This is a genomic window from Shinella sp. CPCC 101442, assembly GCF_024704725.1.
In the GTDB taxonomy this organism is placed as follows: Bacteria; Pseudomonadota; Alphaproteobacteria; order Rhizobiales; family Rhizobiaceae; genus Shinella.
This window is the reverse complement of sequence record NZ_JALIQS010000005.1, coordinates 342,598-354,958: the sequence shown is the minus strand read 5'-3', so window position 1 is coordinate 354,958 and position 12,361 is coordinate 342,598. Positions and strand designations below refer to the sequence as shown.

The 12,361-nt window shown below is 62.4% G+C and carries 12 protein-coding genes; 2 read left to right on the top strand and 10 right to left on the bottom strand.

All coding sequences use genetic code 11. The features are described 5' to 3' along the window. Positions 1–83: 83 nt before the first annotated feature. Together MUO32_RS20660 and MUO32_RS20655 are read left to right on the top strand one after the other, a co-directional pair. Positions 84–3,398 carry an efflux RND transporter permease subunit gene (locus MUO32_RS20660; RefSeq protein WP_257950270.1) on the top strand — a complete coding sequence of 1,105 codons (3,315 nt, stop codon included), beginning with the start codon at positions 84–86 and terminating at the stop codon, positions 3,396–3,398. Between the two features lie 154 nt (positions 3,399–3,552). Next, positions 3,553–4,236, top strand: coding sequence for a Crp/Fnr family transcriptional regulator (locus MUO32_RS20655; RefSeq protein WP_257950269.1), 684 nt, complete (start codon positions 3,553–3,555; stop codon positions 4,234–4,236). An 83-nt stretch (positions 4,237–4,319) separates the two neighbouring features. Here the strand turns inward: MUO32_RS20655 and ureE are convergent, their stop codons facing one another. From ureE to livM, 10 genes are all read right to left on the bottom strand, one after another. Beyond that, a complete protein-coding gene (gene ureE / locus MUO32_RS20650; RefSeq protein ID WP_257950268.1) occupies positions 4,320–4,802 on the bottom strand; it encodes an urease accessory protein UreE in 483 nt (160 codons plus the stop codon). A gap of 101 nt (positions 4,803–4,903) precedes the next feature. Continuing rightward, complete coding sequence (locus MUO32_RS20645) at positions 4,904–5,737, bottom strand: GGDEF domain-containing protein (RefSeq protein ID WP_257950267.1); 834 nt, start codon at positions 5,735–5,737, stop codon at positions 4,904–4,906. A 239-nt stretch (positions 5,738–5,976) separates the two neighbouring features. Continuing rightward, positions 5,977–6,612 carry a Urease operon accessory protein gene (locus MUO32_RS20640; RefSeq protein WP_257950266.1) on the bottom strand — a complete coding sequence of 212 codons (636 nt, stop codon included), beginning with the start codon at positions 6,610–6,612 and terminating at the stop codon, positions 5,977–5,979. An 11-nt stretch (positions 6,613–6,623) separates the two neighbouring features. Further along, a complete protein-coding gene (locus MUO32_RS20635; RefSeq protein WP_257950265.1) occupies positions 6,624–7,049 on the bottom strand; it encodes a lysozyme inhibitor LprI family protein in 426 nt (141 codons plus the stop codon). A gap of 64 nt (positions 7,050–7,113) precedes the next feature. After that, positions 7,114–7,368: a DUF1272 domain-containing protein gene (locus MUO32_RS20630; RefSeq protein ID WP_257950264.1), complete on the bottom strand. Its 255-nt coding sequence runs from the start codon at positions 7,366–7,368 to the stop codon at positions 7,114–7,116. 383 nt (positions 7,369–7,751) lie between these two features. Continuing rightward, a complete protein-coding gene (locus MUO32_RS20625; RefSeq protein WP_257950263.1) occupies positions 7,752–8,870 on the bottom strand; it encodes a branched-chain amino acid ABC transporter substrate-binding protein in 1,119 nt (372 codons plus the stop codon). A gap of 113 nt (positions 8,871–8,983) precedes the next feature. Further along, positions 8,984–9,328 carry a DUF6867 family protein gene (locus MUO32_RS20620; protein WP_257950262.1) on the bottom strand — a complete coding sequence of 115 codons (345 nt, stop codon included), beginning with the start codon at positions 9,326–9,328 and terminating at the stop codon, positions 8,984–8,986. 23 nt (positions 9,329–9,351) lie between these two features. Continuing rightward, a complete protein-coding gene (locus MUO32_RS20615; protein ID WP_257950261.1) occupies positions 9,352–10,077 on the bottom strand; it encodes an ABC transporter ATP-binding protein in 726 nt (241 codons plus the stop codon). Continuing rightward, entirely contained in the window at positions 10,074–10,970 is an 897-nt protein-coding gene (locus MUO32_RS20610) for an ABC transporter ATP-binding protein (RefSeq protein ID WP_257950260.1), read from the bottom strand. Before MUO32_RS20610 ends, MUO32_RS20615 begins: the two co-directional genes overlap by 4 nt. Beyond that, positions 10,970–12,358 carry a high-affinity branched-chain amino acid ABC transporter permease LivM gene (gene livM, locus MUO32_RS20605; RefSeq protein ID WP_257950259.1) on the bottom strand — a complete coding sequence of 463 codons (1,389 nt, stop codon included), beginning with the start codon at positions 12,356–12,358 and terminating at the stop codon, positions 10,970–10,972. Before livM ends, MUO32_RS20610 begins: the two co-directional genes overlap by 1 nt. Positions 12,359–12,361 lie beyond the last annotated feature (3 nt).

Genomic DNA, 12,361 nt, shown 5'->3' with positions numbered 1-12,361 from the left:
GGGGCGCCCGGTGACATGGCGGGTGATCCGGGAGGGGCCGGAGCCCGAATACCGTCTGGTCTCTCTACAAGGACTTTGGGGACATGAACTTTTCAGCTTGGTCCATTCGCAATCCGATTGCGCCGCTGCTCGCGTTTTTCCTGCTGATCTATGTCGGCGTGTCGTCATTCTTTGCGCTGCCCATCACGCGCTTCCCCAATATCGACGTGCCGATCATCGCCATCAGCGTGAGCCAGAGCGGTGCCGCCCCGGCCGAGCTCGAGGTCCAGGTCACCAAGGAAATCGAGGATGCTGTCGCCGGCATCGAGGGCGTCGACGACATCATGTCGACCGTCACGGACGGCAGTTCGGTGACCTCGGTTCTCTTCGAGATTGAAAAGCCGACCAACCAGGCCCTCCAGGACGTCAAGGACGCGATCGACCGTATCCGCAGCGACCTGCCGGCCTCCGTCGACGAGCCCGTCGTCACCAAGATCGACGTCGAGGGACAGGCAATCCAGACCTTCGCCGTCTCTTCGCCGAACATGACGCTCGAGGAGCTTTCCTGGTTCGTCGACGACAAGGTCAAGCGCGCGCTGCAGGGCCAGGCCGGCATCGGCAAGATCGATCGGTTTGGCGGCGCCGACCGCGAAGTGCGCGTCGACCTCAACCCCGACAAGCTCGAATCCTACGGGATTTCCGCCGCCGACGTGAACCGCCAGATCCGCAGCATGAATGCGGATGCCGGTTCGGGCCGCGGCCAGATCGCCGGCGCCGAACAGGCGATCCGCACGCTCGGCGACGCCCGTTCGGTGGAAAAGCTCAACAACACGATGATCGCCCTGCCGAACGGCCGCTTCGTGCGGCTTTCCGAAATCGGCACGGTCAGCGACACCTATGAGGAGCCCCGCTCCTTCTCGCGCTTCAACGGTAACCCTGTCGTGACCTTCGCGGTCTTCCGCTCGAAGGGCGCCAGCGAGGTGACCGTGGCCGAATCCGTCGAAAAGGCGCTCACCAAGGTGCGCGCGCAATATCCCGACGTCTCCATCCAGATGGTCGACGACAGCGTCTACTTCACCTACGGCAACTACGAAGCGGCGCTGCATACGCTGATCGAAGGGGCCCTTCTCGCGGTCCTCGTCGTGTTCCTGTTCCTGCGCAACTGGCGCGCCACGCTGATTTCGGCCGTGGCGCTGCCGCTTTCGGCGATCCCCACCTTCTTCGTCATGGACATGATGGGCTTCTCGCTGAACCTCGTCTCGTTCCTGGCATTGACGCTGGCGACGGGCATTCTCGTCGACGACGCGATCGTGGAGATCGAGAACATCGCGCGGCATATCCGCATGGGCAAGACGCCCTACCGGGCCGCGATCGAAGCCGCCGACGAAATCGGCCTCGCCGTCATCGCGACGACCTTCACCATCATCGCGGTCTTCGTGCCGGTTTCCTTCATGCCGGGCATTCCGGGCCAGTATTTCATCCAGTTCGGCCTGACGGTGGCGGTTGCCGTCTTCTTCTCGCTCGCGGTCGCGCGTCTCATAACGCCGGTCATGGCGGCCTATCTCATGCGCTCCGGCGATGCGGATGGCCACGGCGAAGAGAAGGAGGGCGCCTTCATTCGTGGTTACACCTGGCTCGTCAGCAAGACGACAAGCACGTGGTATGCGCGCTATGCCACCCTGCTCGCCGCCTTTGCCTTCCTGATCGGCTCCGTCATGCTGCTCGCCACCGTACCCGGCAGCTTCCTGCCGCCGGAAGACGCCTCGCGCGTCGTGCTCTCGGTCGAGCTGCCGCCGGATGCGATGCTTGAAGATACCGACCGCACGACCACGCAGATCTTCGACCGAGTCAAGAACATCGACGGCGTCGCCAGCGTCTTCGTGCTCGGCGGCTCCTCGCCGAAGGGCGACCTGGAACTGCGCCGCGCCTCCGTCACGGTCATCCTCGACAAGCTGGAACATTCACTGCTCCACAAGCTGGTCAACGACGTCGCCGGAAAGATCCCCGTCATCGGCGCCTATCTGCCGAAGATCGAAGCCAAGGGCCGCCTGCGCCCGCAGTGGGATATCGAGAAGGAAATATTCGCGACGCTGCGCGACATTCCCGACGTGCGCATCATCAAGCTCAACGACCGCGGCGAGCGCGACCTGGCATTCAATCTGCTCTCCAACAACGAGGCGGACCTCAACGCCACCGTTGGCGTGCTAGAGGCGAAGCTGCGCGCCGATCCGGTCCTGTCCAACATCAGCTCGGAAGGCTCGCTGCCACGGCCGGAATTGCAGATCCGCCCGCGTGACGACCAGATGGCCCGCCTTGGCATCACCACGGCGCAGATTTCGGAAGTCGTGCGCGTTGCCACCATCGGCGATATCGACTCGCAGCTCAGCAAGGTCTCGCTGGACGACCGCCTGATCCCGATCCGCGTCCAGGTCAACCGCGACTTCCGCGCGGACCTCGGCGCCATCAGGAACCTCAAGATCCAGACATCCGCCGGACAGTTCGTACCGCTGTCGAGCGTCGCCGACATCGACTATTCGGAAGGTCCGAGCTCGGTGAAGCGCCACAACCGAAACCGCGTCGTTTCCGTCGGCTCGGACCTCAAGCCCGGCGTCGCACTCGATACGGCAATCGCCCGCTTCAAGGAAATCGCCGCCAGCATCGACATGCCGCCGACCGTGCAGTTCGCCGAAAGCGGTGACGCGGAAATCCAGGCCGAAATGCAGCAATCCTTCGGCAACGCCATGCTGCTCGGCCTGCTTCTGGTGCTGATGGTGCTGATCCTGCTCTTCAAGGACGTGATCCAGCCCTTCACCATCCTGCTCTCGCTGCCGCTCGCCATCGGCGGCGTGGCGGCCGGCCTGATCCTGACGCAGAACGCGCTCTCCATGCCCGTTCTCATCGGCATCCTCATGCTGATGGGCATCGTGACGAAGAACGCGATCCTGCTCGTCGATTTCGCCATCGAGATGATGCACAGGGGCATGAACCGCGTGGAAGCGATGATCGAAGCGGGCCGCAAGCGCGCCCGGCCGATCGTCATGACCTCGATCGCCATGTCGGCAGGCATGCTGCCCTCCGCACTCGGCGTCGGCGAAGGCGGCTCGTTCCGCTCGCCGATGGCGATCGCGGTGATCGGCGGCATCATCGTCTCGACGGTGCTCTCGCTTGTCGTCGTTCCCTCCTTCTTCCTGATCATGGATGACCTTTCGCGCCTGCTCGGCTGGCTGTTCGGTCGCTTCGTCGGCAAGAAGGACGAGGAACTGCTGGCCATGGAGCCGGAGGCACTGACCCGCCTTGCCGACCAGACGAGCCGCGATGTCACCGACCTCGAAAAGCGCATCGAGACGCTTGAGAAGAAGAACACCGGCGAGCGCAAACCCTTCACCGTGGTGCACCACTCCCCGCTCGCCGCCGAGTAGACCTCCACCGCTTCGACAAGACGGCCGGTTCGATTGATGTCGAGCCGGCCGTTTTTGCTTTGATTGATCGAAATCAAGTAAGGCTTGCCCGTCCTCCACTATCGTTCTCCCGTCAAAGAGCAAGAAATGCCTGCGGGAGCACGGAGTGAGATCAATGAACAGGCTGATGAAACCCGGCGCACGGGAACGGGAAACCCTGCTGAATTCAGGCCTTCTGGCAGCACTCGGCGTGGAAAGCGTTGCGGCGATGATGGAAATCGCGGTGATCGGCAACCTGCCGGCGCGCCAGATCCTCTTCCGGGAAGGCGAACCTGCCGATCTCCTGCATTGCGTGCTGTCGGGCTACATCCGCGTCTACAAACTCGACCCCGACGGACGCGAGGCCGATGTCGAGCTTTACGGTCCCGGCGATCTCATCGGCGCAAGCGTCGTGCTGGATGGCGGCCGCTATACGGCAACGGCGCAGGCCGCCGAACCGGCGCTCATCGCCCGCTTCGACCTGAAGCGCGTGCGCGACATTGCAAACCGTCGGCCGGACCTTGCCGTGGCGCTCACCAACGCCCTCTCCGCCCAGCTGGCAAAGGCCTTTGCAAGCCTTTCCAATGACCGGCTGCACACCGCCCCGCAGCGCGTGGCGCGCTACCTGCTTGCCCATTGCACAGCCGAAGGCAAGGCGATCAGCTTCCGCCTGCCCTACCAGAAGAGCCTGCTCGCCGGCAAACTGGGGCTTGCGCCGGAAGCGCTTTCGCGCGCCTTTTCCATGCTGCGCAGCCACGGCGTCAACGTCCGCGGCCGCCTGGTCCATATCGGCGACCCCGAAGCGCTTCGCCGGCTCTGACCAGAGACCGGTTCGCACGCACACCGCCACATCGATATCCGTGACGGCATGCGGGCTGGATCGGCGATGCGGGCGATGCCGCCTCAGTCATGACTGTGGTGATGGTGCCCGTGGTCGTGCCCATGGCCGGAACCGTGATAGGCGCCGCGTACGGGATGGAACGGCTCGGAAACGTCGCGCACCGCAGCGCCGAGCCCGATCAGCATATCCTTGATGACATGATCACGCAGGATGAGGATGCGCGCCTCTTCGATCTGCGCCGGCAGATGGCGGTTGCCGAGATGCCAGGCGAGTTCGACGAGATGCAGCGTATCGCGCGGCATCACCTCGTAGAGCAACTCCTCGGCCGCGATCACCTCGATGGTCTCGCCGGTTTCGGTCAGAAGCAGGTCGCCATGGGCAAGCTGCACCGGCTCCTTGAGATCGAGCATCACCACATCGTCGTGCTGCATGTGCAGCAGCTTTCGGCGCACATGGCGCTGGTCATGCGCCAGCACCACGACATCGATGGGCGAGCGGTCCGTACCTGTGCCGTGCGATAGAATTTGTGTGGAGCGATAGGGCAAGGGGCAACCTCTGAAATCAATGGATTGAACCCATCGACAAAAGCATGTTTGCCCCGGCAAGGAAACCGCCGATAGACCTGCCTACGTTATTTCCGCACGTGTCAGCGCCGACGGCCGCCGGCAGCGACGCGACGGCTGGGTGCCAGCAGTTCATCGCTCTCATCCTCGTGGACGGCTCGGTCGCGGCCGAAGGATTTTGCGAGATAGAGCGCCCGGTCCGCCGCCTCGAAGATGGCCGCGAAAGACCTCTGGGGCGTGTGGTCGGCAACACCGGCGGACAGGGTCACCGATACCGTCCCTTCGCCTGTTTCGATGCGGCGTGCCGCGACCGAGCGGCGCGCCTGCTCGACCAGCAGACAGCAATCGCCGCGGTCGTCTCCGCAGATCATCACCGCAAACTCCTCACCGCCGAAACGGCTGACGAAATGGGCTGGCTCGAAGACCCTTTGCAGCTCCTGCGAAACGGCCACGATGACTGCATCTCCCACAGCATGACCATGGGCGTCGTTGACGGCTTTGAAGTGGTCGACGTCGAACAGCACGAAGAAACCGTTGACTTTCGTCTCCGCCATCACATCGGAAAATGCCCGCCGGTTGAGCAGGCCCGAAAGCGGGTCGAGCCGGCTCAACCGCTCGAATTCGGCCCGCGACAGGGAGAGTTCATGGATCGCCGCCCCGATCAGCCAGGCAAGCAGCGCCGTGACGCTTGCGGCGATCAGCATCGTCGTCAAACCGCCAAAACCAAGCGCGGTGCCGAAGGGATAGGGCAGAAGGCCTAGACTCGCCAGAACGGCGGCAAACATCAGGTATATCGCAGTCGCAAGCGCCACCGCCAACAGAACGATGTTCAGCACGAAAGTACCGATCTCGGCTTTCGTCTCGAAGCGGACGAAATCTATCTGGGCCCTCAGCCGAAGGGCCAGCCTGGAACGCATAAATCTCTCCATAGAGCAATTCCGTCAAAGCGCAGCGGATATGCGCGTGGAATTGCATCAACAAAAACAGAGCGTTTTCGCAAACACGCAAGCGAAGACGCCTGACCTGCCGGTGACCTTAGGGCATTTTCTTTCAGAGACGACTAAAGCATTCGATAGAAGTTTAACCGTCCCGTTTTGCGACGGGAGGTGGTGCCGACGAGCAGCCATGGGCAAGACAGAGGATTGCGGAGGCAGGGTCAATTCTTCCCGGAGGCAGAGAAAGGATCGAGACGATCGAGGCGGCCGGCAGCGACATGCGCATCCACCCAGCGCCGCTCGGCGGCGAAGGGATGCCATTGCCAGCCCTCGTGGCCAAAGCCGGCAAGGGACACGCGGTCTCCCGCCGTAGCGACATTGGAAAGCACATGGGCAATGACGACCAGCCCCGAACTCGGCACGATATAGGGCGGCGGATCGAAAGCCGATAGTTCGGCATCGACGACGTGGTGCATGGCAGCCGGGACGACGCTCAGCCGTCTGCCGGTGACACGGGCGAAGGTTTCGAAGCCGACCGTATAGTCATCACAGAAATCGTCGAGGTCAGGATGGCTCTTCGCAAGCGGCGCGCGCATGGCGGCAAAGACCTCCGCGGTGCGCACGCACCAGATTTCTGTCGCCTGCCGCACGGTCTCGCTTGCCTTCCAGCGTCCGCCGGCCAGCATCTCCAGTGCCGGGCGCCCGGTGTTGCAGGCAGCGATGACATCCGTCTTCCAGCCGCCGCGGCCAGCCGAACGGCAGCCATTGAAACGAATCACGAGATCGGCGGCATCGATCGTCTCCGCCACCCCTTCCGGAATGCGGCCGTTCCCGACGATGGCGATCCTGCGCGGCATCGGTACTGCCCTCAGTTTTCCTGCTCGTAGCCCGCCTTCAACTCGACCGTCCGCTTGCGCGTGAGGTCGGCAAGGCAGCTTGAAACGAGCAGAGGCTCCATCGACCCACCCCGCGCGCCGAACCCGGCGAATTCGCATTGGCCGTCGCGATAGCCTATCCACGCCCGCTGGGCCCTTTTCAGGGCATCCGCCGCGCCGACATAGTTCTCGCCGAGGTCCGCGACGCCGTCGTCCATTTCACGCGCGGCCGAAAGGGCCTTCTTGTAGGCGGCGTTCAACGCGACGTCGGCTTCCTGATAGTCGCGGTCGGCACAGATGTTCATGTCCATCTGCGTCATGGCGTTCTCGCAATCGACATCAGGTTCCTGCGCCGCGCAGACGGACGCAGAAAGAAGCAATGCGGCAATAGCCAGTCGGGAGGCAGTGTGGATCACCATGTCAGAGTTCCCCCTGCGTTTGACGGAAGCCGGAGAACTCCCCCATGCTGGCGAGCAGCCTCCCTCACGCGGCATCCGCCGGCCTGCAGCCTTCGGCTTTCAAGACCCGCTTGGTAGATGCCGGATATTTTGCCAGCATGGCGGCCGGGCGCACCGGTCGGCGCTCGAACGTACCGCCGCAATTCGGGCAGGACCCATCGAGAACGCCCGTCGCGCAGTCCGTGCAGAACGTGCATTCGAAGGTGCAGATCAGCACGTCCCGGCTTTCCGGCGGCAGGTCGCGGTCGCAGCATTCGCAGTTGGGTCTGAGTTCAAGCATTCGATGTCACCGGATCGGTTGGTGCACGGTCGCCAGCGTCGTGCCATTGCTGAAAATCGCCCCGGATGACCAGGCTTCATGCCGCTGTTTTGGGCGCGCGATGTCTGCCTTCGGCCTCGCTGGGACGGGCCTCGGAGCGTTCCGATTTTCGGCACGCCCGCGCCGTTATGCAAGTGCGAAATGATCGGGGTGCGTATTTTTCGAAACGTGAAATTATCCGCGCCGTGACGCGCCCGCCGGCCCTTGGCCGATGCCGCAGCGCCGGTATGCGGATGGTATAGACGCCCGTCATCCGCGCAAAGAAATAGCCCGGCACGAAGGCCGGGCTTGAAGCGAATTCGGTTGGGCGGCGTGCATGCGCCGCCCGTTCCCGTGAAAACCGATTACTGGTTTTCGACGTAGGTGTACTTGCCGTCTTCACCCTTCTTCCAGGTGTACATGACGTAGTCCGGACGGGTGATGTCGCCCTTTTCGTCGAAGCCGAGTTCGCCGATGGCGGTCTTGAACGGACCCTTGGCCTTGATGGCTTCGGCAACGGCCTGCGGATCTACGCCGCCGGCAGCCTTGGCGCCTTCAGCGATGACCTGAACGGCAGCGTAGGAATACAGCGTGTAGGCTTCCGGCTCGAAACCGGATGCACGGAACTTTTCAACGAGTTCCTTTGCAGCTTCGTTCTTGCGCGGATCCGGAGCGAACGTCATCAGCGTACCGTCGACGGCGTCGCCGGCGATCGAAGCCAGTTCGTTCGAAACGATGCCGTCGCCCGACATGAAGGTTGCCTTCAGGCCCTGGTCGGCTGCCTGGCGTTCCATCAGGCCGAACTCGGTGTGCAGACCGCCCCAGTAGACGACGGAAACGCCGGCTTCCTTCATCTTGGCGATGAGAGCGGAGAAGTCCTTGTCGCCGATGTTGACGCCTTCGTAGATCACTTCCGTGATGCCGGCTTCGTTCATCGCCTTCTTGGTTTCGTCGGCAAGGCCCTGACCATACGGAGTCTTGTCGTGAACGACGGCAACCTTGGCGTCCTTGAAGTTGGCGGCGATGAAGGAACCGGCTACGGCGCCCTGCTGGTCGTCGCGACCGCAGGTACGGAAGGTGTTCCACAGGCCACGTTCCGTGTAGGTCGGGTTCGTGGAAGCCGGCGTGATCTGCAGGATGCCGTTTTCAGCGTAGATTTCCGATGCCGGAATGGAAACGCCCGAGTTGAAGTGGCCGACAACGAACTTGACGCCGTCAGCGACGAACTTGTTGGCGACCGAAACGCCCTGCTTCGGGTCGGATACGTCGTCGCCGAGCACGATCTTGATCTGCTCGCCGTTGATGCCGCCGGCTGCGTTGATGTCGGCAGCAGCCTGCTCGGCACCCTTCTGCAACTGCGCGCCGAAGGCGGCGTTCGGGCCGGTGATCGGGCCACCGACGCCGATCAGGATGTCGGCCCAGGCGCTGCCGCTGAAAGCGACCATTGCAGCCAAAGCAACAGCCGACATGAGAGACTTCTTCATATTATTACTCCCAAATTTAAGAGCGGGTTCGTTTCGACCGGTCGCAACACCCGCATTCATTGCGCCGGTATCTTGTCCCGCGGCCGAGGATCGGTCGCGGTGTTTCCCTCTGGTTATTTCGATTTCCAGGAAAAGGCCGAAGCCTTTTCATAGAGCCAGTAGTAGTTGCTGGTCATTTGCCGCGTACGGTAATAGCGGAAGCCGAGCGTAGCAAACAACAAAAGCACGGCGGTGTCCACGATATAGTATTGCACCGTCAGCATGCTGCCGTGAAACAACGCATGATGGATGAAACGGATCGCGACACCCAGAAGAAGGATGTAGACGACCAGCGTCGTGTAGTTCTGCCAGTTCTCGGCCACGCTCTTGCCCGTGCGCCAGGCGGTCCAGCCGCCCATGATGACGCTGACGAACAGGAACTGCCAGACGGACGGTTCTTCGTAGAGAATTCCTTGCATTTTTCTTCTCTCCCTACAGCGCCTTAGTGGCGTCCGCCTTCCAGATAGGCGGCGCGCACTTCCGGGTTGGCCAGAAGTTCCTTGCCCGAACCGCTCATCGTCACCTGGCCGTTGACCATCACATAAGCTCGATTGGAAAGCTTGAGCGCAGCAAAGGCGTTCTGCTCGACGAGAAACACCGTCAGCCCCTGCTCCTGGTTCAGAACCTTGATGGCGTCGAAGATCTGCTTGATGATCAGCGGCGCGAGGCCGAGCGACGGCTCGTCGAGAAGCAGAAGCTTCGGGCGCGCCATCAGCGCGCGGCCGATGGAGAGCATCTGCTGCTCGCCGCCCGAAAGCGTGCCGCCACGCTGGGCCTGGCGTTCCTTCAGACGGGGAAAGAGCGTGAAGATCTTTTCCACGTCCTCGTTGAAGTATTTCAGATTGTCGAGGCTCGCGCCCATCTGAAGGTTTTCATAGACCGTCATGCGCGGGAAGATACGGCGTCCCTCGGGCGACTGCGCGATACGGCGACGGGCGATGAGATGTGTCGGCAGGCGGGTAATATCCTCGCCGTCGAAAATGACCGAGCCGGTGCGAGCCTGCGGGCTGCCGCAGACCGTCATCATGAGCGTCGACTTACCGGCGCCGTTGGCGCCGATCAGCGAGACGATTTCGCCCTTCTTGACTTCGACATTGACGCCGGCGAGCGCGCGGATGTTGCCATAGTAGGTTTCCACGCCCTGGACGCTGAGAAGCGTATCGCTCATGAGTGCGTACCTCCCTGCGGACCTTCGCTCTCTGCGATAACCTCGATTTCCTCGATCACCTCTTCGACCTCATCATCTTCCACACCGAGATAGGCCGCGATAACCTTCGGATCGTTCTTCACATGGTCCGGCGTGCCGTCGGAAATCTTCTGGCCGTATTCCAGTACGACCACATGGTCGGAGATTTCCATGACGACCGACATGTCGTGCTCGATGAGCAGGATCGACGTGCCGCTGTCCTTGCGGATGGAGCGCAGGAGTTCGTTGAGTGCCAGCGACTCGCGCGGGTTGAGGCCGGCGGCCGGCTCGTCGAGGCACAGGAATTCCGGCCCCGTGCACATGGCGCGGGCGATTTCCAGGCGGCGCTGGGCACCGTAGGGCAGGTCGCCCGCCGGATCGTCCGCACGCTCGATGAGATTGGCCTTTTCCAGCCAGTACTTGGCGATGTCGATCGATTCGGCCGCCGCCTTCTTGTAGGTCGGGAAGCCGAGTAGGCCGAGGATCGTGTAGCCGGAGGCCTTCATCAGCATGTTGTGCTGGGCCACGAGCAGGTTTTCGAGAACCGTCAGGCCCGAGAAAAGCCGGATGTTCTGGAAGGTACGCGCCACCTTGGCATCGCGGGTGATCTCGAAGTCGGTCATGCGTTCCAGCAGGAACGCCTTGCCCGCCTTCTGGCGCATGGTGATCATGCCCATGGTCGGCTTGTAGAAGCCGGTCACGCAGTTGAACACAGTGGTCTTGCCGGCGCCGTTCGGGCCGATGAGCGCCGTGATGTCGCCGCGCTGTGCCTCGAAGGAGAGGTCGTTGATGGCCATGAGACCACCGAAGCGCATCGAGAGGTGCTCGACTTTCAGGATAGGATCGTTCGTCATCGTATTCGTTCCGGGCGCCATCAACCGTGCCCTTCCTTGGTGAAGCTACCGGAGACTGCCTTGCGTTCCCGAAGGAAGGCGGTCGGTTCACGGCTTCCGACGAAGCCGCGCGGCTTCCAGACCATGACGACGACCATGGCGAGGCCGAAGATCAGCATGCGGTAGAGTTCGGGCGTGAACTCCGGCCCGAAGATGGCCTTCAGGAACGTCATTTCGCGCAGCAGTTCCGTGCCGCCAACCATGACCACCGCAGCGACGGCGATGCCGACAAGCGAGCCCATGCCGCCGAGAACCACGATGGCGAGGATGATCGCCGATTCGAGGAAGACGAAGCTTTCCGGCGAGACGAAGCCCTGGCGCACAGCGAAGAAGGAGCCGGCAAAGCCGCCGAACATCGCGCCGATGGAAAAGGCCGTCAGCTTGGTCGTCACCGTGTTGATGCCGAGCGAACGGCAGGCGATCTCGTCTTCACGCAGCGCCTCCCAGGCGCGGCCGATCGGCATGCGGCGCAGGCGGATCGTCACATAGGCGGTCAGCAGAGCCAGCGCCAGGATGAGATAGAACAGGAAGATCTTGTAGTAGGCCGACGACATCGGCAGACCGAAGACCTTGGCGAAGTTGTTCGGCGCGCTGACGTCGAAGGACCAGATGCCGAAGACCGAAGCCTTCGGAATGCCCGAGACGCCGAAGGTGCCGCGGGTGACTTCCGTCCAGTTGATCAGCACGAGTCGGATGATTTCCCCGAAGGCGAGCGTCACGATGGCGAGATAGTCGCCCTTCAGACGCAGCACCGGGAAACCGAGGATCATGCCCCAGAAGGCGGCAAGGATACCGGCGAGCGGCAGAAGCACCCAGAAGGAGAAGCCGAACTGCTGCGAGAGCAGCGCGTAGGAATAGGCGCCGACCGCGTAGAAGGCGACATAGCCGAGGTCGAGCAGGCCGGCGAGACCGACGACGATGTTAAGGCCCCAGGCGAGCATCACATAGATGAGGATCTGGATGCCGAAATTGTCGACCCACTTCAGCGAGCCCTGCACGCCGAAGAGCATGACCATCAGCGGCGGATAGATCAGAAGGGCCGCGATGGCGATCTTGCTGAAATTACGCTTGAAGAAGCTTTCCTCCGTCTCCGCGACCGCCTTCGAGGCCGCTGCCTTGCGGGCAGCCATCGAGGGGCGGATATAGGCGACGGTCACAAAGCGGCCGACGGCGGCGACGATCACGAAGACCGCGAGCAGACCCCAGCGCTGGTTGAGCACGAGCTCGTTGCGGATGTTCTGCGTGGTCTCGAGACCGACGAACAGGACGAAGAGGCCGAGCGCGATGATACCGGCAAAAATGCCCTCGCGCAGAGCCCGCGCCGTCAGATTACCGCCGGCGCTCTCATTGGTGTTCGAAATGATGGACATGGA